Source organism: Paenilisteria newyorkensis (genome assembly GCF_000766145.1).
Taxonomy (GTDB): Bacteria; Bacillota; Bacilli; order Lactobacillales; family Listeriaceae; genus Listeria_A; species Listeria_A newyorkensis.
The window spans coordinates 19,281-43,854 of record NZ_JNFB01000006.1 but is presented as its reverse complement, the minus strand read 5'-3'; the positions used below and the strand labels follow the sequence as shown (position 1 = coordinate 43,854).

The 24,574-nt window shown below is 41.5% G+C and carries 25 protein-coding genes and 2 other annotated features; of the genes, 24 read left to right on the top strand and 1 reads right to left on the bottom strand.

The genetic code is table 11. The features are described from left to right. The first annotated feature begins 2 nt into the window (after positions 1 to 2). The 23 genes from hemB to EP58_RS02105 all read left to right on the top strand — a co-directional run bounded on the left by hemB (position 3) and on the right by EP58_RS02105 (position 23,615). Positions 3 to 983, top strand: coding sequence for a porphobilinogen synthase (gene hemB / locus EP58_RS02215; protein WP_036089490.1), 981 nt, complete (start codon positions 3 to 5; stop codon positions 981 to 983). Next, the gene (hemL, locus tag EP58_RS02210) at positions 984 to 2,270 is read left to right on the top strand and encodes a glutamate-1-semialdehyde 2,1-aminomutase (RefSeq protein ID WP_036089488.1); all 1,287 of its coding nucleotides are present in this window, start codon (positions 984 to 986) and stop codon (positions 2,268 to 2,270) included. It begins immediately after the preceding gene. 44 nt (positions 2,271 to 2,314) lie between these two features. Then, positions 2,315 to 2,536 (top strand) — a binding site (T-box leader). 62 nt (positions 2,537 to 2,598) lie between these two features. Further along, complete coding sequence (locus EP58_RS02205; RefSeq protein WP_036089487.1) at positions 2,599 to 5,241, top strand: valine--tRNA ligase; 2,643 nt, start codon at positions 2,599 to 2,601, stop codon at positions 5,239 to 5,241. A 76-nt stretch (positions 5,242 to 5,317) separates the two neighbouring features. After that, the gene (locus tag EP58_RS02200) at positions 5,318 to 6,601 is read left to right on the top strand and encodes a bifunctional folylpolyglutamate synthase/dihydrofolate synthase (protein ID WP_036089589.1); all 1,284 of its coding nucleotides are present in this window, start codon (positions 5,318 to 5,320) and stop codon (positions 6,599 to 6,601) included. 231 nt (positions 6,602 to 6,832) lie between these two features. Continuing rightward, complete coding sequence (locus EP58_RS02195; RefSeq protein WP_036089485.1) at positions 6,833 to 7,576, top strand: prepilin peptidase; 744 nt, start codon at positions 6,833 to 6,835, stop codon at positions 7,574 to 7,576. A gap of 15 nt (positions 7,577 to 7,591) precedes the next feature. Further along, positions 7,592 to 8,266 carry a RadC family protein gene (radC, locus tag EP58_RS02190; RefSeq protein ID WP_036089483.1) on the top strand — a complete coding sequence of 225 codons (675 nt, stop codon included), beginning with the start codon at positions 7,592 to 7,594 and terminating at the stop codon, positions 8,264 to 8,266. Positions 8,267 to 8,504: 238 nt separating this feature from the next. Beyond that, on the top strand, positions 8,505 to 9,518 hold the full coding sequence (locus EP58_RS02185; RefSeq protein ID WP_036089479.1) for a rod shape-determining protein: 1,014 nt from the start codon (positions 8,505 to 8,507) through the stop codon (positions 9,516 to 9,518). Between the two features lie 85 nt (positions 9,519 to 9,603). After that, positions 9,604 to 10,467 (top strand): rod shape-determining protein MreC, encoded by an 864-nt coding sequence (gene mreC, locus EP58_RS02180; protein ID WP_036089477.1) that lies wholly within the window; start codon positions 9,604 to 9,606, stop codon positions 10,465 to 10,467. Continuing rightward, complete coding sequence (gene mreD / locus EP58_RS02175; RefSeq protein ID WP_036089472.1) at positions 10,467 to 10,991, top strand: rod shape-determining protein MreD; 525 nt, start codon at positions 10,467 to 10,469, stop codon at positions 10,989 to 10,991. The genes mreC and mreD overlap by 1 nt, the downstream gene beginning before the upstream one ends. Before the next feature lie 176 nt (positions 10,992 to 11,167). Next, positions 11,168 to 11,845 (top strand): septum site-determining protein MinC, encoded by a 678-nt coding sequence (gene minC / locus EP58_RS02170; RefSeq protein WP_036089471.1) that lies wholly within the window; start codon positions 11,168 to 11,170, stop codon positions 11,843 to 11,845. 2 nt (positions 11,846 to 11,847) lie between these two features. Then, positions 11,848 to 12,648, top strand: coding sequence for a septum site-determining protein MinD (gene minD / locus EP58_RS02165; RefSeq protein WP_036089470.1), 801 nt, complete (start codon positions 11,848 to 11,850; stop codon positions 12,646 to 12,648). 88 nt (positions 12,649 to 12,736) lie between these two features. Further along, complete coding sequence (locus EP58_RS02160) at positions 12,737 to 13,366, top strand: hypothetical protein (RefSeq protein ID WP_036089468.1); 630 nt, start codon at positions 12,737 to 12,739, stop codon at positions 13,364 to 13,366. Continuing rightward, positions 13,363 to 14,715: a ribonuclease E/G gene (locus tag EP58_RS02155; protein ID WP_052171326.1), complete on the top strand. Its 1,353-nt coding sequence runs from the start codon at positions 13,363 to 13,365 to the stop codon at positions 14,713 to 14,715. Before EP58_RS02160 ends, EP58_RS02155 begins: the two co-directional genes overlap by 4 nt. A 61-nt stretch (positions 14,716 to 14,776) precedes the next feature. Next, positions 14,777 to 14,855: a sequence feature (ribosomal protein L21 leader region), on the top strand. A gap of 12 nt (positions 14,856 to 14,867) precedes the next feature. Next, positions 14,868 to 15,176 (top strand): 50S ribosomal protein L21, encoded by a 309-nt coding sequence (gene rplU / locus EP58_RS02150; RefSeq protein ID WP_036066764.1) that lies wholly within the window; start codon positions 14,868 to 14,870, stop codon positions 15,174 to 15,176. 21 nt (positions 15,177 to 15,197) lie between these two features. Further along, positions 15,198 to 15,518, top strand: a complete 321-nt coding sequence (locus EP58_RS02145) for a ribosomal-processing cysteine protease Prp (protein ID WP_036089462.1) — start codon at positions 15,198 to 15,200, stop codon at positions 15,516 to 15,518. Between the two features lie 14 nt (positions 15,519 to 15,532). Next, the gene (gene rpmA, locus EP58_RS02140; RefSeq protein ID WP_036066768.1) at positions 15,533 to 15,823 is read left to right on the top strand and encodes a 50S ribosomal protein L27; all 291 of its coding nucleotides are present in this window, start codon (positions 15,533 to 15,535) and stop codon (positions 15,821 to 15,823) included. 434 nt (positions 15,824 to 16,257) lie between these two features. Next, positions 16,258 to 17,070, top strand: a complete 813-nt coding sequence (locus EP58_RS02135; protein WP_036089461.1) for an MIP/aquaporin family protein — start codon at positions 16,258 to 16,260, stop codon at positions 17,068 to 17,070. 46 nt (positions 17,071 to 17,116) lie between these two features. Beyond that, positions 17,117 to 18,610, top strand: coding sequence for a glycerol kinase GlpK (glpK, locus tag EP58_RS02130; protein WP_036089459.1), 1,494 nt, complete (start codon positions 17,117 to 17,119; stop codon positions 18,608 to 18,610). A 418-nt stretch (positions 18,611 to 19,028) separates the two neighbouring features. Next, positions 19,029 to 20,318: a GTPase ObgE gene (obgE, locus tag EP58_RS02125; protein WP_036089458.1), complete on the top strand. Its 1,290-nt coding sequence runs from the start codon at positions 19,029 to 19,031 to the stop codon at positions 20,316 to 20,318. 18 nt (positions 20,319 to 20,336) lie between these two features. Next, on the top strand, positions 20,337 to 21,194 hold the full coding sequence (gene pheA / locus EP58_RS02120) for a prephenate dehydratase (RefSeq protein ID WP_036089455.1): 858 nt from the start codon (positions 20,337 to 20,339) through the stop codon (positions 21,192 to 21,194). A gap of 129 nt (positions 21,195 to 21,323) precedes the next feature. After that, positions 21,324 to 22,049, top strand: coding sequence for a YebC/PmpR family DNA-binding transcriptional regulator (locus tag EP58_RS02115; RefSeq protein WP_036089453.1), 726 nt, complete (start codon positions 21,324 to 21,326; stop codon positions 22,047 to 22,049). Between the two features lie 84 nt (positions 22,050 to 22,133). Further along, on the top strand, positions 22,134 to 22,502 hold the full coding sequence (locus tag EP58_RS02110; protein ID WP_036089451.1) for a DUF4064 domain-containing protein: 369 nt from the start codon (positions 22,134 to 22,136) through the stop codon (positions 22,500 to 22,502). 174 nt (positions 22,503 to 22,676) lie between these two features. Further along, the gene (locus tag EP58_RS02105) at positions 22,677 to 23,615 is read left to right on the top strand and encodes an L-lactate dehydrogenase (RefSeq protein ID WP_036089586.1); all 939 of its coding nucleotides are present in this window, start codon (positions 22,677 to 22,679) and stop codon (positions 23,613 to 23,615) included. Between the two features lie 60 nt (positions 23,616 to 23,675). Here the strand turns inward: EP58_RS02105 and EP58_RS17415 are convergent, their stop codons facing one another. Next, positions 23,676 to 23,813 carry a hypothetical protein gene (locus tag EP58_RS17415; RefSeq protein WP_156110610.1) on the bottom strand — a complete coding sequence of 46 codons (138 nt, stop codon included), beginning with the start codon at positions 23,811 to 23,813 and terminating at the stop codon, positions 23,676 to 23,678. A 158-nt stretch (positions 23,814 to 23,971) separates the two neighbouring features. Between EP58_RS17415 and ruvA the strand changes: the two genes are divergently transcribed. Beyond that, positions 23,972 to 24,574: a Holliday junction branch migration protein RuvA gene (gene ruvA, locus EP58_RS02100; protein WP_036079740.1), complete on the top strand. Its 603-nt coding sequence runs from the start codon at positions 23,972 to 23,974 to the stop codon at positions 24,572 to 24,574.

The following is a 24,574-nucleotide window of genomic DNA, read 5'->3' as shown; positions in this document are numbered from 1 at the left end:
CAATGAGTCCAAATTTTGATAGACATCGGCGCTTGCGGAGCAGTGCCGCAATGCGCGACCTTGTTCGCGAAACGGTTTTACATACCGATGATCTGATTTATCCTATTTTTGTAAAAGAAGGTAAAGAGGCCAAAACAGAAGTGAGCTCCATGCCTGGCGTTTTCCAATTCCCTTTACATGAATTGGAGGCTGAAATTGAAGAGCTTACCAAGTTAGGTATCAAAGCAATCATCTTGTTCGGGCTCCCTGACGATAAAGACGACGTAGGAACAGGCGCATATCACGACCATGGAATTGTTCAAGAAGCCACGCGATTAGTGAAAAAATTAGCTCCAGAAATGATTGTTATTGCAGATACATGCCTTTGCGAATTCACAGATCATGGACATTGCGGTGTGATTAAAAATGGCGAAGTAAAAAACGACGCATCGTTAGAACTGCTCAAACAAACAGCAGTTAGCCAAGCAAAAGCTGGTGCCAATATCATTGCCCCCTCCAATATGATGGACGGCTTTGTGCAAGTTATTCGTGAAGGTCTAGATGAAGCAGGCTATCAAGATATCCCGATTATGTCTTATGCTGTGAAATATGCCTCCGCTTTTTATGGTCCTTTCCGTGATGCAGCGAATAGTGCACCTCAATTCGGTGATCGAAAAACCTACCAAATGGATCCCGCTAATAGACTTGAAGCGTTGCGCGAAGCAAAAAGTGATGAACAAGAAGGCGCGGATTTCCTGATTGTCAAACCGTCCCTTTCCTACCTCGATATTATCAGAGATGTGCGCAATCAAACGAATCTTCCCGTCGTGGCCTACAATGTAAGTGGCGAGTACGCGATGGTAAAAGCTGCGAGCGCCAACGGTTGGATCGATGAAGAGCGAATTGTGATGGAAATGCTGACGAGTATGAAGCGTGCTGGCGTGAGTCTGATTATTACTTATTTCGCCAAAGACGTTGCCCTCTATCTAAAAGGAGATGCTTAGATGAATAAATATACAAACTCAATCAAAGCCTTTAAAGAAGCAGAAAAAATATTGCCAGGCGGTGTTAATAGTCCAGTTCGTGCATTTAAATCAGTAAACGCGAATCCTGTTTTTATGGAGCATGGAAAAGGCGCTTATTTAACCGATATCGACGGCAATAAATATATCGATTACGTCCTATCTTGGGGGCCTTTAATTCTAGGTCATGCGAACGAAGGCGTTATAAAAGCAGTTACCGATGCCGCTATGAAAGGGACGAGCTTCGGAACACCGACAGAAATCGAAACCGAACTAGCAAAACTTGTCGTAGAACGTGTCCCATCTGTAGAAATGGTTCGCATGGTATCCTCAGGAACAGAAGCAACAATGAGCGCCATTCGATTAGCAAGAGGCTATACCAAAAGAAATAAGATAGTGAAATTCGAAGGAAGCTATCACGGCCACGGCGATTCCTTGCTAATAAAAGCAGGATCAGGCGTTGCAACGCTTGGCTTGCCAGATTCCCCAGGAGTCACGCCAGGACTTGCTGCTGATACCATAGCTGTTCCATACAATGACTTAGAAAGCGTAAAGTTCGTCTTCGAAAAATATGGTGCAGAAATAGCAGCTGTCATCGTGGAGCCAGTAGCAGGAAATATGGGCGTTGTGCCTCCAATCGAAGGATTCCTAGAAGGGCTACGCGAAGTGACGACTCAGTATGAAAGCCTTCTGATTTTTGATGAAGTCATGACGGGTTTCCGCGTTGATTTTTATAGCGCACAAGGTCTTTATGTTGTCACGCCTGATATCACTTGTCTTGGAAAAGTAATCGGTGGTGGGCTACCAGTCGGCGCTTACGGCGGGAAAAAAGAAATTATGGAACACATTGCCCCAGCAGGTTCTATTTATCAAGCAGGAACATTATCAGGAAACCCGGTAGCAATGAACGCAGGCTATGCCACACTAAAACAATTAACACCACATCACTATGATGCGTTTAGAGCTCTGATAGATCAGCTGGAAGAGGGGCTAGAAGTATTATCGAAGCAATATGAAGTCCCACTTTCTATCAACAGAGCAGGTTCCATGTTCGGCTTTTTCTTCACCAATCAAAAAGTAACAAATTACGACACTGCAAAAACATCGGATCTGACTTATTTCTCTAACTACTACCGAGAAATGCTCAATAATGGGGTTTTCTTACCACCTTCTCAATATGAAGGCTTGTTTATCTCAACGGAACACACAGATGTAGAAATCGCAAAAACACTAGAAGCAATGGAAGCAGCTATGAAGGCACTGCGTTGACGTTTCTGCGTTTATTTGATACAATAAATCCAATCTAAATATTCGTAAATGCAAGGATGAGGAAGAGTAGAATATTTTTTCTTACTACAGAGAGGAGACGGCTGGTGCGAGTCTCTAAGAAAAGTATTCGAACGTAGCCTCTGAGCAGTATCCCTGAAAAAAGAGTAAGGGATATCGGGAAACTTTCTCTCGTTAAATTAATGAAGTGCCGGTTTTGTGTACGGTAAAAAGGTGGTACCGCGGAAAATACTCTTTTCGTCCTTTATGGATGAGAGGAGTTTTTTTGTGCTTCAAAAATGCTGAAAATCAATTTATAGGGGGAAAAACAATGACTGAACTGAATATGCCAACCAAATATAACCCGCAAGATATCGAAAAAAATAGATACGACTGGTGGATTGAGCAAGAATTTTTTAAAGCGGACGGTAAAAATGATAAACCCGCGTACTCCGTTGTTATCCCACCGCCCAATGTCACAGGAAAATTACATCTAGGTCATGCATGGGATACGACATTACAAGATATCCTAACACGAATGAAACGGATGCAAGGGTATGACACGCTTTATCTTCCGGGAATGGACCACGCCGGCATCGCTACACAGGCAAAAGTGGAAGCTAAACTGCGCGAAAGCGATATCTCTCGCTATGATCTTGGTCGAGAGAAGTTTCTATCCAAAGCTTGGGATTGGAAAGAAGAATACGCTACATTCATTAGAGAGCAGTGGAAGAAAATCGGCTTAGGGTTAGATTACTCTAGAGAGAGATTTACATTGGACGAAGGTCTATCTGATGCAGTAAAAAAAGTTTTTGTTTCACTATACGAAAAAGATCTGATTTACCGCGGTCAATACATTATTAACTGGGATCCCGTTGCTAAAACAGCCCTATCAGATATCGAGGTTATCCACCAAGACGTGGAAGGTCAATTCTATCATTTGAAATATCCTTTAACAGATGGTTCGGGCTTCCTTGAGGTTGCAACGACAAGACCGGAGACAATTCCAGGAGACACAGCGGTTGCCGTTCATCCTAAAGATGAGCGCTACCAATCATTCATCGGAAAAACTATCACACTACCAATCATTGGCCGAGAAATTCCAATTGTTGCAGATGACTATGTGGAACGCGAATTCGGCTCTGGCGTTGTAAAAATTACGCCAGCACACGATCCTAACGATTTTGAAGTCGGTAATCGCCATGATTTACCCCGCGTTATCGTAATGAATGAGGATGCAACAATGAACGAAGCATCAGGAAAATATAATGGTATGGACCGGTTTGAAGCGAGAAAAGCTATTATCGAAGACTTTAAGGAACTGGGGCTATTCATTAAACAAGAGCCACATCTTCATTCTGTGGGGCATTCAGAACGTACAGGAGCTGTTGTTGAACCTTATTTATCCATGCAGTGGTTTGTAAAAATGCAACCCTTAGCAGAGCAAGCAGTGAAATTACAAGAAAATCAAGATGAAAAAATAAACTTCATACCTGAGCGTTTCGAAAAAACATATCTTTCTTGGATGGAGAACATTCACGATTGGTGTATTTCTCGTCAGCTATGGTGGGGGCACAGAATTCCTGCTTGGTACCATAAAGAAACTGGTGAACTCTATGTGGGAGAAAATGCGCCCGCAGACATTGAGAACTGGAATCAGGACGAAGATGTACTTGATACTTGGTTCAGCTCTGCACTATGGCCTTTTTCAACAATGGGATGGCCAGATGAGGAAAATCCGGATTTTCAAAAGTTTTTCCCAACGAGTACGCTTGTAACCGGATATGACATTATCTTTTTCTGGGTATCTAGAATGATTTTCCAATCAGTGGAATTTACGGATACAAGGCCCTTTAAAGATACACTGATACACGGTTTAGTCAGAGATGCAGATGGTAAAAAGATGTCTAAATCACTCGGAAATGGTGTTGACCCAATAGAAGTGGTTGAGAAATACGGTGCAGATTCTCTACGCTATACGCTATCGACAGGAACCGCGCCAGGTCAAGATTTGAAATTTAGCTTTGAAAAAGTAGAATCAACTTGGAATTTCATTAATAAAATTTGGAACGCTTCCCGTTTTGCGTTGATGAACATGGAAGGCATGAAATACGAAGCTATCGACTTATCAAACGTGACAGAAGTGAGTGACAAGTGGATACTGACGCGACTTAATGAAACGATTGAAACGGTGACTAACCTTGCGGAAAAATACGAATTTGGCGAAGTAGGTCGAACGCTTTATAATTTTATTTGGGATGAGTTTTGTGACTGGTACATCGAAATTGCAAAAATATCCCTGTACGGCGATGATTTAGAGGCGAAGAAAACAACCAGATCTGTTCTAGCGTATGTGTTGGATAATACGATGCGATTACTACACCCATTCATGCCATTCGTAACAGAAGAAATTTGGCAAAACTTACCTCATGAAGGGGCGTCCATCACCATTGCAGATTGGCCAAAAGTAAATGAGAAGCAAGTGGATAAAGAAGCAGCGGACTCAATGAAGCTACTTGTGGAAGTTATCCGAGCAGTTCGTAACATCCGCGCAGAAGTGAACACTCCGCTTAGCAAGCAAATTGAATTACAACTAAAACCGAAAACAGAAACACATAAAGCTATCTTAGAGAAAAATATTTCTTATATTGAGCGCTTCTGTAATCCTGAGACGACTACGATTTCATTTGATTTAGAGCCTTCGAAAACCGCAATGACAGCCGTAGTTTCTGGGGCGGAGATATACTTGCCACTTGAAGGGCTTATCAACATGGATGAAGAGATTGCTCGATTAGAAAAAGAGTTATCAAAATGGAAAAAAGAAGTTTCACGTGTACAAGGAAAGCTATCAAACGAGAAATTCATGGCAAAAGCACCGGCCAATGTCATTGAAGAAGAGCGAGCGAAAGAAAAAGACTATATGGAGAAAAAACTATTGGTCGAAGAAAGAATTAATTCATTGAAAAATAACTAAATGAACTATTTCAGACCTTCTGTGTACGTATTTTTGCAGGAGGTCTGATTTTTAGTATAGGGGAGAGATGGCGCATATGAGTTTTAAAAGCTATACAGAGGCTTTAGAATGGATACACGGAACACTACGTATGGGAATTAAGCCAGGACTTATGCGGATGGAGTGGATGCTTGCTAAGCTGGATAATCCAGAAAATAAAAATAAGTGGGTACACATTGCTGGAACAAATGGAAAAGGATCAACATTAACTTTTCTTCGTAATATTTTGGAACAATCTGGATATCGGGTTGGCACGTTCACATCGCCTTATATCGAGACCTTTAACGAACGAATTAGTGTCAATGGTAAACCTATTGAAGATGAAAAAATTGTCCTACTATGTGATCGAATAAAACCTCTGGCTGACGAGCTAGCTCAAACTGAGATGGGTCATCCATCTGAATTTGAAATTATTACGACTATGATGTTTCTTTATTTTGCTGATTATGACACCATCGATATTGGCGTTATAGAAGTCGGATTAGGAGGTAGATTGGATTCCACGAATGTCATTACACCATTAGTCTCTGTTGTTACAACGATAGGTATGGATCACATGGAATTTCTAGGTAATTCACTTCAAAGTATCGCCATGGAAAAAGCGGGTATTTTCAAAAGGCAGATCCCCATTGTGAGCGGTGTGATACAGCCAGAAATACGTGCATTGTACGCGGTAAAAGCAAAGGAATGTCAATCTGGTCTATACCAACTAGGGACTGATTTCTTTTCACAGAAGCAGGCAGATGGACTATTTACTTATCAACTGGCAAATCGAAAAATACTGGAGATAGAGGTCGGGTTGATAGGTGATCATCAATTAAATAATGCTGCAGTTGCGATAAGGGTAGCAGAATTACTTAAAGAGCAACAATTTAGTATGACAGATGAGAATATCAAAAATGGTTTAAAAATAGCAAAATGGCCTGGTCGGATGGAGCAAATACATGATAATCCAATCGTGTTTTTAGACGGCGCGCATAACCTTGAAGGAATGAAAGTATTGGTCCAATCAGCAAAAAAATTCAAAAGTGTTCCTGTAAAGGTGCTGTTCACGGCAATGAAAGATAAAGAATTTACTGAGATGATTTCTTTGCTAAACGATATCGAAAATGTACAGATTTACCTTACCACATTTGATTATCCTCGAGCACTGACTAAAGGTGAGATAGAGCAAATCGCGATTGCCAATAATATTATTTCCGTTGAGAACTGGGAGGATATGCTTAGTAACTGGATAGCTAGAAGAGAAGAAGAGGTCATCTTAGTTACAGGTTCGCTCTACTTTATCTCAGAAGTTAGGAAAGTACTATTGCATTATTAAGACAAGGGAGACTCTAGTTAAAGGGTCTTTTTTGTTATTTTATAATTATTTTTGATGCGTGTAAATTGTACATAAAAGTATTTTGGGCTTCTTTTTTTCTCGAAAATCGTATTTTGTTCTTAGGCTAAATCTGTATTTTTAGCTACAATTCTACATGAAAAAACTATTTTGGCAATATGACAGTCAAATTTTATCATGCTATATTTGTGTCCAAGAAGTTGGAGGTGTCGCATGATTTATTTTATCTTATCTGTCTATAGCTTAGTCTTAGCATCCTTTTTACATGTTGTGGGCATGAATTATCCATTACGAAAGCCATTTTTACGTAGAATATCTTCGGAATGTGATTATTGCGGGGAAAAGCTACAGCTCACCCGTATGTTGCCTATTGCTTCGTTTGTCCTTCTCAAAGGGCGTACGGGGTGTTGCAATCAGCCTATGAGTTGGAGTTACTTTATCGTGGAAATACTATCGCCTATATTTGTCTGCATTCTCTACAGTGTATATGGATTTGAAAGCTCATTTTATCTCTATATTTTTATATTTTCGCTATTACTAATCCTGTATGTGAGCGATGTATATTATTTGCATATACCAAACATGTTTTTATTTGTTTACTTTTTTAGTTGTGCCAGCTATTACGGGTATATTGATTTCTCTGTTCTTTTGCAACATATGTACCAATTAATCATAGGCACAGCAGTGTTTGTTGGGATATATTTATTTGTTAGAAAGGGCTTTGGCTTTGGAGATATAAAATTACTAATATTGCTTTGTTTTTTATTGAGTTTGAAGGAAGCTTTATTTATCTTTATTATTGCCGTGTTCTCTGGAGCCATTTTAATTGGGATAGTCACTATATTTCAGAGAGGGATGAGAAAGAAGCGAATACCATTTGTTCCGTTTATACTGATTGGTTTTTTGCTATGTCCATTTGTCAATGATTTTTTCTGGGAGTTTGTTCTGTATAATTAAAAGGAGGAGAAGCACATGTTTATAAGAGAGATGTCTGACACAGAAAAGCCTCGTGAACGACTCCAAAAAAAAGGAGTATCGAGTCTATCTAACATTGAATTGTTCGCGATTATTCTTGAAACGGGTAGTCGAACGGAGTCTGTCGTAGATTTGGCTAACAAAGTAATTGCAAAGTATTCAGAGATAGCAGATATGAGAGAAGCAACCTTGCAAGAGTTAACAGAAATAAATGGGATCGGTCTTGCTAAAGCTGCGAAAGTACTGGCTGCAATTGAGATTAGTAAGCGGATAGGACAACAAAAGGTAAATACATGTCCAGTAATTAGAGGGCCACAAGATGGTGCAGATTTAGTGATGCAAGAAATGAGCATGCTGTCACAAGAGCATTTTCACTGCGTTTTTTTGAGTACTAGGAACAGATTAGTCCACCGAGAGACGATATTTATTGGAAGTTTAAATAGTAGCGTGGTTCATCCAAGAGAAATTTTCAAACAGGCAATGAAGTATTCTGCGGCAAGCGTCATGTGTTTTCATAACCATCCTTCAGGTGATGCGAGTCCGTCAAGTCAAGACATCACTGTGACAAAACGGCTAAAAAAAGCTGGGGATTTACTAGGAATTCCATTAATCGATCACATCATAATTGGCAATAATACGTTCACAAGTTTAAAGCAAGAAGGCTATTTCTAAAGAAAAGATAAATATTTCAAGTATCTCATCAAAAATTAATGTCTGTTCTTCTTAGTTATGTTATAATAAGATGGTTGTTTATGTGTATCTGTTTTTACATAAAACATCAAGGGATATCAGCATACCTGATTATTAAAAGACAATACTTTGGGGCTGGGAATTTAAGAACTAATAAGTTAATAGAGAGACAGCAATCATGAACAAAGTGATAATTAAGAAGAGAAAAGGAGATTAATAAATGTTTGGATTTGGTAATAAAGATATTGGGATCGACTTGGGAACTGCAAACACTTTAGTATACATGAAAGGTAAGAGTATTGTTTTAAGAGAACCATCTGTTGTAGCAATGAAGAAAGATACACAGGAAATTGTTGCAGTTGGTAGTGAGGCGAAAAATATGATTGGTAGAACGCCAGGGAATATTGTCGCTATTCGCCCGATGAAAGATGGCGTTATTGCTGACTACGATACAACAGCAGCAATGATGAAATATTATATTCAAAAAGCGAGTAAGGGCTCAAGTGCGAGTAAGCCACGCGTTATGATCTGCGTTCCATCTGGAATAACAGGTGTTGAAAAACGCGCTGTTACAGATGCTACACGTCAAGCTGGTGCGAAGGAAGCCTACACTATTGAGGAGCCGTTTGCAGCTGCAATTGGGGCTGGCTTACCTGTGTGGGATCCAACAGGTAGTATGGTTGTTGATATTGGTGGTGGAACAACAGAAGTTGCTGTTATATCACTTGGTGGTATCGTAACTAGCCGTTCAGAGCGAACTGCTGGAGACGACATGGATGATGCCATTATTAATTTCATCCGTAAGAAGTATAATCTATTAATAGGTGATCGTACTGCCGAAACCATTAAAATGGAGATTGGTTCTGCTGATCCTGTTAATCTTGGCTTGGAACCATTTAGCATCCGAGGTCGCGATTTGGTGACAGGCTTACCAAAAACAATTGAAATCTCACCTGAAGAAATAAGCGAGGCATTAGCCGATACGGTTGCTTCGATTATCGATGCTGTGAAGAGCACTTTGGAAAGTACACCTCCTGAACTTTCGGCGGATATCATGGATAAGGGTATTGTTCTAACTGGTGGTGGAGCGCTTCTTCGTAATTTGGATTCAGCTATTGCAGAAGAAACCAAAATGCCAGTAATCATTGCTGAAAATCCACTTGATTGTGTTGCAATTGGAACAGGTAAGTCACTAGAAAACATGGATCTATACAAAAAGAAAAAAATGAACTAATGTAAGCTTACTTATTTTTGGGTGGATTTTTGGAACCTATTGCACAGTTGTAAAAGAAGAGGATTGACGAGATGAGGTGTTCATTATGCCACAGTTTTTCTTAAATAAACGTTTAATTATCTTGTTGATATCCATTATTGTTTTAGTAGCATTGGTAGGATATTCACTGAGTGGGAAAAGTAAAGCATCATGGCCAGAGCAATTTGTGAAAGATGTTGCGGGATTTGGAGAAAATATTGTCTCTAAACCAGTTGGCTTTGTTGCAGGTTTTTTTGATGGTGCAAAAGACTTAAGAAACACATACACAGAGAACGAGCATTTAAAAAAACGTTTAGAAGAATTGGCACAACTTGAAAGTAAAGTATCAGATTTAACTAAAGAAAATGCAGAGCTAAAGAAATCACTAGACATTGAAGCGGATCTTAGCGATTACGAGCCAATCAATGCGACGGTCATTTCAAGAAACCCAGATAACTGGAATACACAAATCCAAATTGACAAGGGATCTGTTGATGGAGTGCAGCCTAATATGGCAGTTCGTACCCCCGAGGGAATGATTGGAAAGGTCACTAAGACTGGTGCTAAATCTTCGACAGTGAAATTACTTAGTTCTACGGATGACAGGAATAGGATTTCTGCTATAGTACAAGGAAAAGCGGCAGCCTATGGTATTATCAATGGCTATGATGCGGAACAAAGACTTTTAGAAATGAAGCAGTTGCCAGTAGACCAGAAGTTTACTAAAGGCGAAAAGGTAGTCACATCTGGTTTAGGCGGAATTTTCCCATCTGACATTTTTATTGGGACAATTGAAAAAGTGGAGACTGATAAAATGGGGTTATCTCAGACTGCGCTTGTGAAGCCTGGTGCTGATTTATATGATTTGAGTCATGTCATTGTATTGAAACGTACATTGGAAGGCGATGATTCGGAAGGATCTGGCTCCTGATGAATATGAGAAAAGTAGTTGTAATGCCACTTATTGCAATCGCGATTTTTATTTTAGAAGGTGTCTCTAGCATGTTGTTTAGTCAAGCGTTCTTTGGTGAACAACGATTTTTTATCCCACACTTTCTTATTGTAATGCTCGTTTTGATGACCACTTTTTATAGTAGAAATACTACATTAATCTATGCTTTCGTACTTGGAATGGTATTCGATATTTATTACACTGGGATTTTAGGGATTTACTTCGCTATATTTCCTTTAGTTGTATATTTGACGGATAAATTTATGAAAGTTCTGCAAAGTAATATTATGTTGGTGGGACTTGTAACTGTTTTTAATGTGATTCTAACAGAGTGCTTGGTGTACGGTTTTTATGTTCTTATTGGTGGAACCGATATGACATTAGCTTCCTTTGTGGATCAACGTTTATGGACAACGATTTTGTTAAATCTAGCTTTCTTTTTAGTTATGTATTTCCCATTCAGAAGCTTTTTATTGAAACTAAAGAGAAGCGATGGAAGATAAATAGAATGAAAGTCGATATCAGTCTGTTTGCTTGTATGTATTTGGAATGCGTACTCAGTAATGTAATTTTACTTACTGAAAAGGGCTTTACAGACTGATATAGTTTTATTATGATGGAGGAGTAATCTTTTGAATTCTAGTGTATACTAAATATATGGCTGTGAGGTGAAGGTAAGTTGAAAAAATATGTCCAAATAAAAGGGACGAAAGATGGTATAAGCATTTTTTTGAGTGATGTAGCGAGTATTGTCGAACTGGAAGAAGGATTAATGCAACACCTTAAGGAACAGCAAAAAATAGTATCTCAAGATCAAAAGTTGACTGTTCAAGTACATATAGGGAATCGCCTTTTTACAGAAGATGAAGAACAGAGTATCAGGACTATTATTCAGGAAAATAGTGCTATGGAAGTTCGTGGCTTTACAAGCAACGTTATGAGTAAACAGGATGCAAAGAAATGGAAGGAAGAAGAGCAGATTTTTTCACTGGCTACAGTGGTTCGGTCTGGTCAAGTAATTAATGTGCCAGGTGATTTATTACTTGTTGGAGATGTTAATCCAGGTGGTTCCATTCGCGCAACGGGTAATATTTTTATTCTTGGGAATGTAAAAGGCATTATTCATGCGGGTTTTGAGGGGGATTCAAAAGCAGTTGTTACTGGAAAATTCCAGTATCCATCGCAAATTAGAATTGCCGGTGAGATTCGTGGATTTGATGATGAGGAAAATAAAGGTCGGGTGGAAGAGAATATTCTGACTGCATATATAGATGGTAAAGGTAAACTGGCGATTGATAGTTTACACATTTTAAGAAAAATTAGACCAGAAATTTCTAATTTTCAAGGAGGACAATAATCATGGGTGAGGCTATAGTTATAACTTCAGGAAAAGGTGGCGTTGGCAAGACGACTACAACGGCCAACCTTGGTACAGCGCTTGCATTGCAAGGCAAGAAAGTGTGCTTAGTCGATATGGATATAGGACTTCGAAATCTCGATGTTGTTTTAGGTTTAGAAAATCGAATTATTTATGACCTTGTAGATGTTGTGGAGGGTCGTTGTAAATTGCATCAGGCAGTTATAAAGGACAAGCGATTTGAGGATTTGTTGTTTTTATTACCAGCAGCGCAAACAACGGATAAGAGTGCGGTTACAGGCCAACAGATGAAAGCGTTAATTGCGCAGATGAAGCCTGATTATGATTTTATTCTTATTGATTGCCCGGCTGGAATTGAGCAGGGGTATAAGAATGCGGTTGCTGGTGCGGATCGTGCATTAGTTGTGACGACACCTGAGATTTCAGCTGTTCGTGATGCGGATCGGATTATTGGTTTGCTAGAACAAGAGGACATTGAGGCGCCTAAGTTGATTATTAATCGTATTCGGACACAAATGATGCGAAATGGTGATGTAATGGATATTGATGAGATTACGACGCATTTGTCTATCGAGTTGATTGGTATCATTATTGATGATGATGAGGTTATTCGTTCTTCTAACAGCGGTGAGCCAGTCTCTATGCAAGCGAGCAATAAAGCAAGTATCGGGTATCGGAATATTGCCCGTAGACTGCTTGGTGAATCTATTCCATTGATGTCGATTGACGAACAGAAACAAGGATTCTTTAGTCGCTTAAAAATCTTATTTGGTGGTAATTGATTAGACAGATAATAAAAGTTGGATTTATTGATGGGGACGTTGATGCCTCTCGTCAATAACCAGCTTTTTTGCTACAGGAGGAATTTTTATGGATGGATGGAAACCAGAAGATACACATAAAATTATAGAACAGTATAGAGATAGGAATCCTGTGCCAATCGAAAAACAGGATGAACAGACCAATTTTGAAATTATTAATCATGTTATGACACATGTAGAAGTGTTGTCGGATGACGAAATAAGAGCAGTTGTTGCCACGGCGAACTATATGTTTTTAATGCCTGCCGATAGACAAAAGTTTATGGAAGTGCTTACTAAAGCGTACAGTGTTAAAAAAAGTGAGATATTAGCTTGGGAAAAAACAATCAGTGCTTCGATGGAAGAATCTACGATAGATGTAAATGAAATTGTGTTTGATATGCCAGAAGTATGGATGTATTCACAATTAGCAGTGGGACGCTATGATGTTAGTGTGGGTGCTGAGATACAAGGCTTGTTGAGAAACTTTTTTGATGCATACCCGAATACATTTAAAAAGAATGTGGATTTTAAATCGATTGTTGGTGCTGCGGAATATGCTGTTATTGCGAATCGATACCCAGAGTTAAAGGATTTTGACCAGCAAGCGCTAGCAGATAAATATGAAGTATCTAGAACATCCCTGGCAGTGTGGTATAGAAATATTAAAAAATATTGTGTCTGGGAGGCATGGCATTGAGAATTGTTATTAACGCTATGGGGAAAGAAAAAAGGGTGGCTTTTTTAGAAGATAAGGTTTTAGTGGGATTGGATATTATCAGGCCAACTACGGAGCCCAAAGTATCGGATATTTACTTAGGAACGGTTACAAAAATAAACAAAAAAATCAACGCTGCGTTTGTAAATATAGGCTACAAGGAGAATGCGTTTATTCATCTGCAGGATATTCCGGATTCATATCGCCTGCATGAAGGGCTGAAATTAATGGTGCAAGTAAAGCGGGAAGGAAGCGTAACGAAGGCTCCGCTACTCACAGCCATGATTGAAGTGTCTTGTGGTTCTGTGGTGTACAGCTACGGGAAACCGTTTTTAGCGATATCCAAGAAAATAAAAGAAGTAGATAAAGTTCGATTACAGCAACTGGTAGCGCCGCTTTTACTAGATAACGAAGGAGTTATTCTCCGTTCGGCGGCGGTTGATGTTAGCCCTGACGAAATAAAAGAAAATCTTGTACAAGCTAGGTGTGAAATGGAAGAACTTATGACTCGAGCTAAAGGGGCTAATCGGAAAATTCAAGAAGCGATGGTTAATATCCCAACAATGTTGCATAGTAATCCGCTTCTGGACGAACAGACAGAGATTATTTGTGATGATGCTACACTTTATAGTAGTCTGAAAACGCAATTTTCTAATGTGTCGCTTTTTCGTGAAAAGGGCGGGATTTTCTCTGCCTATAATCTTGAAGTGGCGATTAATCGGTTGTTGCGCCCGACTGTATTCTTAAAAAATGGTGCTTCGATCGTTATCGAGAAAACCGAGGCTATGTGGGTGATTGATGTAAACTCGGGTAATTATAAATCGAAAAAAGAAGTGGATGAAGTTGCGTTTGATGTTAATCTGGCGGTGATTGAAGAAATCGGTCGTCAAATGAAATTGCGAAACATGAGTGGCTTTATTTTAGTTGATTTTATTGGTGGGATGAGTCGAGCTCAATTAGATAGTTTGCAGGAACAAATGCAAGAAGTGGCTTCTTTAGATACAACAACGGTTCGTGTGGAGGGGCTTTCTGAGAATGGCTTGATGCAATTGACGCGACGCAAACGACAGAAATCACTTCTTGAGGAAATGCAATGCATGTGTCCTACTTGTGAAGGAAGTGGGTATGTATCTTCTGTTCAGACGCTTATTTATCAGATGGAGCGAGAGCTTAGAGGCGTTTTTGCAAGTGATCCGTCGTATGTTGCTGTGACGGTGACGATGGATGTCATGGATGCTTTTTTGGATGAAATTTCATTTGATGGAGATATTGATTGGATGATTGCGGATGAAGTGCGGCCGTTTTATCGGATATCGCAGGTGGAGCACTGATAATAGTTGTTGACACAGGCTTTCTTTCTATGGTATCATTCTAATGTTATGTTTGTAGCGCACCATGCTACAACCGCTCAGAATAGGGTCAAGCATTGTTTTCTAACAATCCCCTCATGATGGCGAGTCTAAGTATATGAGGAGGTGCAAGTATGTACGCAATTATTGAAACAGGTGGAAAACAAGTTAAAGTTGAAGCTGGCCAAGAGATCTATGTTGAGAAATTAGCAGGTGAAGTTGGTGATGTGGTAACATTTGACAAAGTCGTTTTTGTTGGTGGTGACGCTGTTAAAGTTGGGGCTCCATTCGTGGAAGGCGCAACAGTTACAGCAAAAGTTGAAAAACAAGGTCGCGCTAAGAAATTGACTGTTTTCAAATATAAGCCTAAAAAGAACTATCACAAAAAACAAGGTCATCGTCAACCTTATACAAAATTAACGATTGATGCAATCAACGCTTAATTTGTAAAGGGGATGATACGTATGATTCATGTAGATTTTATTCGGCATGAGGAACGAATCGTTGCTTTTGAGATGGATGGACACGCAAATTTCGCCGAACAAGGTGCTGATTTAGTGTGTGCAGGGGCTACTTCGATTGCTTTTGGCATGGTAAATGCGATTAGTGAAAGAATGGGAGTCGAACCTGTGATGGAAGAGGATGATGGTTATCTTTATTATTCTGTCCCTGAAGAATTAGGAGCTAGTGAGGATGTTCAAATCTTGCTGGAAGGCATGGAGCATCAATTGATATCTTTAGCGTATAGCTATCCTGATTATATTACGATTAACTCCAAAAAGTAGGAGGTGGAATTTTCATGTTAAAATTTGATATTCAACATTTTGCCCATAAAAAAGGCGGTGGTTCTACATCCAATGGACGTGACTCCGAGTCGAAACGCTTAGGTGCTAAACGCGCTGATGGCCAATTCGTGACTGGTGGGTCTATCCTTTACCGTCAACGTGGGACAAAAATTTATCCTGGAACTAACGTTGGACGCGGCGGCGACGATACTCTTTTCGCTAAAGCAGACGGCATCGTACGTTTTGAACGTATGGGTCGCGACAAGAAAAAAGTTAGTGTTTATCCAGTAGCACAAGAAGCATAATATGTTAAAGGGATCCTTCTATTGAGGGGTCTCTTTTTGTAGGAGCGTTCTGACAAAGGGAGCCTTTAATCCATATTATATTACTAGATGATACTTCCAAACCACACTCTCGTTATTTTTCCATGAAAATCATGTTTACCTGCCATATCTGTTAGGGTATAGTCCATAGACAAGTGCAATAAAACACAAGCGAACTTATGGGGCTAAAGGGTTGACAGCGTTTTCTTGATATGGTTTAATAGCTTTAAGTTAATAAATTTGTCAGGAGAAGAGATGACAATCAAAACGTCTATAAGTCTGCTTTTATGCGGTGCTTAGTTTTGGTTGTCATTCTTTTTTTGAAATAAATGAAGAAAAGGGTTACAGGCGATAAGTAACAAGGGGCGTGTTATGTTGCGGTGTCTAGACCAAAAAATCAAAAGGAGTTGGAATAAATGGACACAAGTATTGGCACACAATTTTTAGGAGAATTACTGGGTACGATGATCCTAGTGTTATTTGGCGGAGGCGTGGTTGCTGGCGTTTCGCTGAAAGGTTCCAAAGCGGAATCGGGTGGTTGGATTGTCATCACGATTGCTTGGGGATTGGCGGTTACAATGGGTGTGTATGTGTCCGGTTATATGAGTTTGGCTCACTTAAACCCGGCGGTAACATTAAGTATGGCTTTAGCTGGTAAATTTCCTTGGGCAGATGTTTTTCCGTACATATCTGCGCAGTTTATCGGAGCCTTTATCGGCGCGACGCTGGTATGGCTTCATTACTACCCGCATTGGGCAAAAACGGAAGACAAACCTACAAAATTAGGCGTGTTCTCCACGGCGCCGGCGATCCGTCATTATACATCGAATTTTTTCGGTGAGGCATTGGGTACTTTCGTTCTGATTTTCGGACTTCTATCGATTGGGGCTAATAGTTTTTCGGATGGCTTGAATCCACTGGTTGTCGGTGGGCTGATTGTTGTTATCGGGATGTCGCTTGGTGGAACGACGGGTTATGCGATTAATCCAGCTCGTGACCTTGGACCTCGTATCGCGCATTTCGTTTGGCCGATTGCTGGAAAAGGTGGCTCTGACTGGGCGTATTCTTGGGTTCCGGTTTTAGGACCGATTGTCGGCGGGGCGCTTGGTGGATTAGGCTATAACGCGATTGTTAATGAGGATTTCGGAATTTGGCTGTGGATAGTTGTTGCTCTATTCCTTGTGATTTTACTATTCACCATGCAACTTGATAAAAAGCAAAAAGCGTGACAAAATTAGAAAAAATGACATACTTATTTTGAAGGGGGAATTTTAGATGGAGAAAAAATATATTTTAGCATTAGATCAAGGTACGACGAGTTCAAGAGCGATGATTGTAGATGAAACGGGCGAAATTATCGGTGTGGAGCAGAAGGAATTCGAGCAAATTTTTCCGAAGCCGGGTTGGGTAGAGCATAATGCGAACGAAATCTGGGCTTCGATTTTAGCGGTTATTGCGGGCGTGTTACTGAAAACGAATATTTCATCGAAGGACATTGCTGGGATTGGTATTACGAATCAGCGTGAAACGACGGTGGTCTGGGAGAAAGAGTCTGGAAATCCGGTTTATAATGCGATTGTTTGGCAATCTCGTCAAACGGCGGATATTTGTAACCAGCTGAAAGAGGACGGTTACAATGATATTGTTCGCGACAAAACGGGATTATTGATTGATGCGTATTTTGCGGGAACGAAAGCTCGTTGGATTTTAGATCATGTGGATGGTGCGCAGGAGCGTGCGGAAAATGGTGAGTTGTTATTTGGAACCATTGATACGTGGCTTGTTTGGAAATTGACTGGTGGGAAAGCGCATGTGACGGATTATTCGAATGCTTCGCGGACGCTTTTATACAATATCTATGATTTGCAGTGGGACGATGAATTGCTTGAGATGTTGAATATTCCAAAAGCGATGTTGCCGGAAGTTCGCCAATCCTCAGAGGTTTATGGCACTACGGTACCGTATCATTTCTTTGGCGAAGAGGTTCCAGTTGCTGGGATTGCGGGTGACCAACAGGCGGCGTTATTTGGACAAGGTTGCTTTGAAAAAGGCGAGGCGAAAAATACGTACGGCACGGGTTGTTTCTTGTTAATGAATACAGGAGATAAAGCGGTTAAATCGGATACTGGGCTGTTGACAACGCTTGCGTGGGGTATTGATGGAAAAGTCGAATATGCGCTAGAAGGTAGTATTTTCGTTGCAGGTTCTGCGATTCAGTGGTTGCGTGACGGCATGCGGATGTTGCGTCATTCGGGAGATTCGGAAAATTACGCGTCTCGGATTGAGTCATCTGATGGTGTTTACGTTGTACCAGCGTTTGTAGGTTTGGGTGCGCCGTATTGGGATTCTGACGTGCGTGGTGCGGTATTTGGTCTAACTCGCGGAACGGAAAAAGAGCAGTTCATCCGTGCGACATTGGAATCGTTGGCATATCAAACAAAAGACGTATTGGATGCGATGGAAAAAGATTCAGGCATTGAGTTGAAATTGCTACATGTCGATGGCGGAGCATGTGCGAATGACTTCCTAATGCAGTTCCAAGCAGATATTTTGGATGTTCCAGTAGAACGTCCGGAAAACCGCGAAACAACTGTACTTGGCGCTGCATTTTTAGCAGGATTAGCAGTCGGTGTTTGGAAAGATAAGAATGAGATTAAGAGACATTGGAAATTGGATAAGAAATTCGAAGTTGAGATGAAAGAAGAAGAACGCGCTGAGTTATACGGCGGCTGGAAGAAAGCAGTGAAAGCGGCACAAGCTTTTAAATAAGAAGTGCTGAAACGGCCCGTTCAGCTCCGAAAAAACTGGAGCGGCCGTAGGAAAAAGCCGCTCTTGCTTTTTGTGGAGGGCGTGAAGTTTTCGAGGAGTTGGCCATTGAAGCCGGATCCAAAGAAGTGCTGAAACGGCCCGTTAGAATCGAAAAAAATTGTTAGGGGCCGCAGTGAAAACCCGCACTTGGTTTTTGCGGAGGGCACGAAATTTTCGAGAGTCTGGCCGTTGAAGCCGGATCCGGAGGCGCCAAACGTGACGCCACATATGAAAGAAGAGCCTAAACCATTCCTGTGGGTTTAGGCTTTTTCTATGGATAAAAATCACCCAGCCATAAAATATTTTCGAAAAAGGATGACTATGCAAGTAAAGTTCGTTATAATGAACAGATGATATAAAATTGGACGGGAGAATGATTATGTTTATAGATCAAGTTAAGATATATGTAAGAGCTGGTGACGGTGGAGATGGAATGGTTGCATTTCGTCGAGAAAAGTTTGTTCCAAATGGTGGACCAGCTGGCGGTGATGGTGGTAATGGTGGCGATGTTGTTTTTGAAGTAGACGAGGGTTTGCGTACATTGATTGACTTCCGTTATCAGCGCCGTTTTAAAGCGGAGCGTGGCGAACATGGGATGAGTAAAAGTATGCACGGACGTGGCGCGGATGATTTAATTATTAAAGTACCACAAGGAACGGTTGTATCAGACGTTGATACAGGTGAGGTTATCGCGGATTTAGTTGCGCATGGTCAACAGGCTGTGATTGCAAAAGCGGGTCGTGGAGGACGTGGAAATAAACGTTTTGCGACATCAGCGAATCCGGCTCCGGAATTATCGGAAAATGGTGAACCAGGGCAAGAGCGTTCGATCCAACTAGAGTTGAAAGTATTGGCAGATGTTGGTTTGGTAGGTTTCCCAAGTGTTGGTAAATCGACGTTGCTATCTGTTGTTTCTGCTGCTCGTCCGAAGATTGCGGCGTATCATTTTACAACGATTGTGCCGAATTTAGGAATGGTCGATACGGGTGATGGTCGTAGTTTTGTTATGGCGGATTTGCCTGGTTTGATTGAGGGTGCTAGCCAAGGTGTTGGTCTGGGGCATCAATTCTTGCGCCACATTGAGCGGACGCGTGTTATTGTGCACGTGATTGATATGTCGGCATCAGAAGGTCGCGATCCGTATGATGATTATTTAGCGATTAATAACGAGTTAGAACAATATAATTTACGTTTGATGGAGCGTCCGCAGATTATCGTTGCGAATAAGATGGACATAGAAGGCGCTGACGAACAGTTAGAAATTTTTAAAGGGAAGTTAAAAGAAGAGATTCCAATTTTCCCGATTTCGGCTGTGACGCAGACAGGTCTGAATCCGTTGTTGCTTACGATTGCGGATAAACTGGAAACGACGGCGGAATTCCCGCTTGATGAGTTGTTGGAAAAAGAAGAAGAGGAAACAGTTCTTTATAAATATCAAGCTGAGGCGCCTGATTTCGAGATTACGCGTGATCCGGATGGTACGTACGTGCTTAGCGGTGAGAAATTAGAACGACTATTTGCGATGACGAATTTTGAACGTGATGCTTCGATTCAACGTTTCTCTCGTCAATTGCGTGCGATGGGTGTCGATGATGCGCTTCGTAAACGTGGTGCGAAAGATGGCGAAACGATTCGTCTGTTTGACTTCGAGTTTGAATTCATCGATTAATAAAGGGGTGGCATTTTTATGAAGATTGGTTATTTGGGGCCGGTTGCGACGTTCACGCATTCAGCGGCGATTAGTGCTTTTCCGAATGGGGAAGCGGTCGCTTATGCAACGATTCCAGATTGCATTATGGCGATTGAAAAGGGAAAAGTGGATGTGGCGGTTGTTCCGATTGAGAATACGCTCGAGGGAACGGTTAATATCACGCTAGATTATTTATTTCATATTTCGAGCGTGCCGATTGTGGCGGAGATTGTCGTCCCGATTGCGCAACATCTCATGGTTCACCCAAATAATAAAGCTACCTGGCACTCTGTCCAAAAAGTGATGTCGCATCCTCAAGCGATTGCGCAATGTCACACGTTCTTGCAAACCGAGCTGTATGGTGTGGAGCGCGAGACGACCCCTTCAACGGCTTATGCGGCGGAATGGGTAAGCAAGCATCCAGATGAGCTTGTTGCGGCTATCGCGCCGTATATGGCGGCTGACGAGTATGGACTTACAATCGTTCAAGAAAATGCGCAGGATATCGAATTGAATCAGACGCGGTTTGTTGTTTTAAGTCGAAATCCGGTGCGTATTGCTTTGCCTGATCGGGAAGAAGAGAAGACTTCGGTTAGCGTTATTTTACCGAATAACATGCCGGGGGCGCTTCATAAAGTGTTGGCAACGTTCGCTTGGCGTAATATTGATATGAGCAAAATTGAATCTCGGCCGTTAAAAACATCGCTTGGAGAGTATTTCTTTTTGATTGATTTACTTTCGGATGGTGAGGCGAAATTAGTCCAGAATGCGTTGGAAGAAATCGCTTTACTTGGCGGGAAAACGCGAGAATTGGGGACATATCATGTGTATCGTCTTCCTGTGAAAATGAAATAATACGTGTCGAATCACGCTTGACCGGGTAAAATCGGTTCCGCGTGATTTTTTGTTTATCGTTTTTATTGAAGTTTCGCGGGAACTAGGCTAGACTTTTAAGAAATAAGTTTAAGGGAGTGTGGTGGAATTATGGCAGGACATTCGAAGTGGAAGAATATTCAAGGACGGAAAAATGCGCAGGACTCCAAACGAGCGAAAGTTTTTCAAAAGTTAGCGAAGGAAATTTTTGTGGCGGCGAAAGGTGGGGCGGATGTGGCTACGAATGCATCGTTGCGACTTGTGGTGGATAAGGCGAAAGCTGTGAATATGCCGAACGATAATATTAAGCGGGCGATTGATAAGGCGGCTGGAAATACGAGTGGGGAACATTATGATGAGATTACGTATGAGGGTTATGGACCTGGTGGTATCGCGGTTTTGGTACATACGCTGACAGATAATCGGAACCGGACGTCGACCAATGTGCGTGTGGCATTTAATAAGAATGGTGGCAGTCTTGGGGAAACGGGGAGTGTCGCCTATATGTTTAATCGCAAAGGGTATATTGTGATTGAGCGTGAAGGCTTGGAAGTGGATGAGGACACGTTTATGTTGGAGGCGATTGAGGCTGGGGCGGATGACGTGGAGATAAGCGAAGAGGCTTTTGAAGTGTATACGGAGGCAAGCGCTTTTACGGACGTGAAAGATGCGCTTAGTGAGGCTGGATATGCGTTTGCAACGGCTGAATTGTCGATGATTCCTCAAGTTGTAAATGAAGTCCCAGATGATAAAAAGGAGCAATTTGAGCGGATGATCGATGCGTTAGAGGACGATGATGATGTGCAGGAAGTGTATACGAATGCGGATGGATTTTGAGGTGCTTTACAGCGCTCAGATATTAGTGTAATCTTGTTTTAGAGGCTTTGGGCTTTTAAATTCGTGAATAAGAAGGAGAATTTAATGACTAGAACAGCAGAATTTGTGTTGGGGTTAATTGGCGGGATTACGGGTGTGATTGCATCCATAGTAACGATTGTATTTGGTTTCTTTATGGTTGGTATCGCTGCAATTATGCCAGAAGATGTGTGGAGTGGGCTTTTTAGCTTTGGCATGATGGGCATGGGCGTGTTAGTATTTTTCATGTCTGGATTTGCTATTGTTGCGGCGTGCATGATTAAATCGAACCCGAAAGCTTGGGGAATTGGACTGATCATCGTCGGAGGAGCTGGATTTATTCTGATTCAACTGTTATGGATCGTTCCAGGCGCGTTATTGCTTATTTCGGGCATTATGTGCGTGTCTCGTAAACCGTCGTATGAAGATTTTTAACTGGCAGAGGCTTATAAAGACTTGGTTTCACACAAAACAAGCAAGATATCGCGAATGCATATTGAGGTTCTAATTCGCTTTGCTTCAAAGAACTACAACAAATCGATTACTTTCTTTTCTGCTTGTTTCTGTGTAAAATGGGAGCAAGAATTGTGTGAGGAAGGAATGATTAATTTGAAGCCTAGAAAAGTGATGATTATCGGTGCTGGAAATGTTGGTTCGGCGGCAGCGCATGCTTTTGTGAATCAGAATATTTGTGAGGAATTAGTGCTAGTTGACTTGAATACAGAGCGTGTGGAGGGCCATCGCAAGGATTTAGCGGATGCGGCGGCTTTTACGCATGGGATGATGAAAATCAGCGTACGTGAGGCGAAGGACTGTCGTGATATCGATATCGCGGTCATCACAGTGACGGCGGGTGCTTTGAAAGAAGGGCAAACGAGACTGGATGAGCTAAAAAGTACGTCGCGGATTATTGCGAATATCGTTCCGGAAATGATGGCGAATGGTTTTGAAGGTATTTTCTTAGTGGCGGCGAATCCGGTAGATATTATTACGTATCAGGTGTGGCAACTTTCAGGTTTGCCGAGGCATCGGGTGCTTGGCACGGGTGTTTGGCTGGATACGACGAGATTGCGTCGCTTGTTATCGGAGCAACTAGACGTGGCGCCGCAGAGTATTGATGCTTTTGTGCTAGGGGAACATGGGGATTCGCAATTTCCTGTTTGGTCGCATTCGTCGGTGTACGGGAAGTCGATCAACGCTTACAGCAAGGAGAAGTTTGGCACGGAATTTGATTTGAAGGAAATCGGCGACCGAGCGCGGGATACTGGTTTTGAGATCTATCATCAAAAAGGATGTACCGAATATGGCATCGCTGGGACGATTGTGGAGATTTGTCGCAATATTTTTAGCGGGAGTCACCGTGCGTTGGCGGTTTCTTGTGTGCTCGATGGGGAATACGGGAAACGTGGTATTGCTATCGGAGTTCCAGCCGTTTTGGCGCAGGATGGGGTCAAGGAAATTATTGAGTTGCGATTGAACGCGTTGGAACAGGAACAATTTGATGCTTCTGCGGCAGTGATTGCGGAGAATATTACGCATTTGGGATAAAAAAGAACGGTTTACCAGTATCTGTCTGTTGTGTTTGGACCGATATCGGTAAGCCGTTTTTTATTTTTCTTCTTTTTTTAGCTGTTTTAGTTTTTGATGGATGTGATGGTTGGTCATGGATGTGTCTGTGGTGCTGCCGGTGGATGCGATGGCGTTTAGTAATTTTTTCAGGGTTGTCACGATTGTTTTTTCTGACATGATTATCACCTCGTCTTTTTATTGTATGCGGTTTCTTGGTTTGTGGCAAGTAGGAACGGGAGAAAATGTCGCAAACAATGATTTGTGGTAGTACAAATGTTCTTTTTTATGCTATCATGGAGGGAGTGAATTTATTTTTAGATGGAGGGGCATTTTCTTTGTATGAATATATAAAAGGTACGGTGACGGATATTTCTCCGGAGTATATTGTGATTGAGACGGGTCACATTGGTTATCAAATTATTACTGGGAATCCTTTTTCATTCTCGAGTCTAGAGGGTAAGGAAACCAAGGTTTATTTATATCAACATGTGCGTGAGGATAATATTTCCTTGTTTGGTTTTCAGACATCGGAGGAGCGCTATTTGTTTAAGAAATTGCTCGGCGTTTCTGGAATTGGGCCGAAAAGTGCGCTGGCGATTATTGCTGCGGGTGACCCTGTGCCGCTTATTTCGGCGATTGAAGCGGAGGACGATGTGTATTTGACGAAGTTTCCGAGCGTTGGGAAAAAGACGGCGCGCCAGATTATTTTGGACTTAAAAGGGAAGCTTGCGGATGTGGCGGCGGATCAGATTACGGTTCAGAAGGCGACGAAAGACATTTCTGATGGGTTACCGCCAGCGCTTGAGGAGGCAGTTTTGGCACTCGAGGCGCTTGGTTATAGCACGCGGGAGCTCAAAAAAGTACTGCCGAAATTGGAAAAAGAAGTGTTGACGAGCAATGATTATATTAAATTGGCGTTGCAACTCATGACGAAGTAA

Bases quoted from the DNA above. Each gene is read 5' to 3' on its own strand.
- hemB (WP_036089490.1), top strand. From the start codon at position 3: ATGAGTCCAAATTTTGATAGACATCGGCGCTTGCGGAGCAGTGCCGCA.
- hemL (WP_036089488.1), top strand. From the start codon at position 984: ATGAATAAATATACAAACTCAATCAAAGCCTTTAAAGAAGCAGAAAAA.
- EP58_RS02205 (WP_036089487.1), top strand. From the start codon at position 2,599: ATGACTGAACTGAATATGCCAACCAAATATAACCCGCAAGATATCGAA.
- EP58_RS02200 (WP_036089589.1), top strand. From the start codon at position 5,318: ATGAGTTTTAAAAGCTATACAGAGGCTTTAGAATGGATACACGGAACA.
- EP58_RS02195 (WP_036089485.1), top strand. From the start codon at position 6,833: ATGATTTATTTTATCTTATCTGTCTATAGCTTAGTCTTAGCATCCTTT.
- radC (WP_036089483.1), top strand. From the start codon at position 7,592: ATGTTTATAAGAGAGATGTCTGACACAGAAAAGCCTCGTGAACGACTC.
- EP58_RS02185 (WP_036089479.1), top strand. From the start codon at position 8,505: ATGTTTGGATTTGGTAATAAAGATATTGGGATCGACTTGGGAACTGCA.
- mreC (WP_036089477.1), top strand. From the start codon at position 9,604: ATGCCACAGTTTTTCTTAAATAAACGTTTAATTATCTTGTTGATATCC.
- mreD (WP_036089472.1), top strand. From the start codon at position 10,467: ATGAATATGAGAAAAGTAGTTGTAATGCCACTTATTGCAATCGCGATT.
- minD (WP_036089470.1), top strand. From the start codon at position 11,848: ATGGGTGAGGCTATAGTTATAACTTCAGGAAAAGGTGGCGTTGGCAAG.
- EP58_RS02160 (WP_036089468.1), top strand. From the start codon at position 12,737: ATGGATGGATGGAAACCAGAAGATACACATAAAATTATAGAACAGTAT.
- rplU (WP_036066764.1), top strand. From the start codon at position 14,868: ATGTACGCAATTATTGAAACAGGTGGAAAACAAGTTAAAGTTGAAGCT.
- EP58_RS02145 (WP_036089462.1), top strand. From the start codon at position 15,198: ATGATTCATGTAGATTTTATTCGGCATGAGGAACGAATCGTTGCTTTT.
- rpmA (WP_036066768.1), top strand. From the start codon at position 15,533: ATGTTAAAATTTGATATTCAACATTTTGCCCATAAAAAAGGCGGTGGT.
- EP58_RS02135 (WP_036089461.1), top strand. From the start codon at position 16,258: ATGGACACAAGTATTGGCACACAATTTTTAGGAGAATTACTGGGTACG.
- glpK (WP_036089459.1), top strand. From the start codon at position 17,117: ATGGAGAAAAAATATATTTTAGCATTAGATCAAGGTACGACGAGTTCA.
- obgE (WP_036089458.1), top strand. From the start codon at position 19,029: ATGTTTATAGATCAAGTTAAGATATATGTAAGAGCTGGTGACGGTGGA.
- pheA (WP_036089455.1), top strand. From the start codon at position 20,337: ATGAAGATTGGTTATTTGGGGCCGGTTGCGACGTTCACGCATTCAGCG.
- EP58_RS02115 (WP_036089453.1), top strand. From the start codon at position 21,324: ATGGCAGGACATTCGAAGTGGAAGAATATTCAAGGACGGAAAAATGCG.
- EP58_RS02110 (WP_036089451.1), top strand. From the start codon at position 22,134: ATGACTAGAACAGCAGAATTTGTGTTGGGGTTAATTGGCGGGATTACG.
- EP58_RS17415 (WP_156110610.1), bottom strand. From the start codon at position 23,813: ATGTCAGAAAAAACAATCGTGACAACCCTGAAAAAATTACTAAACGCC.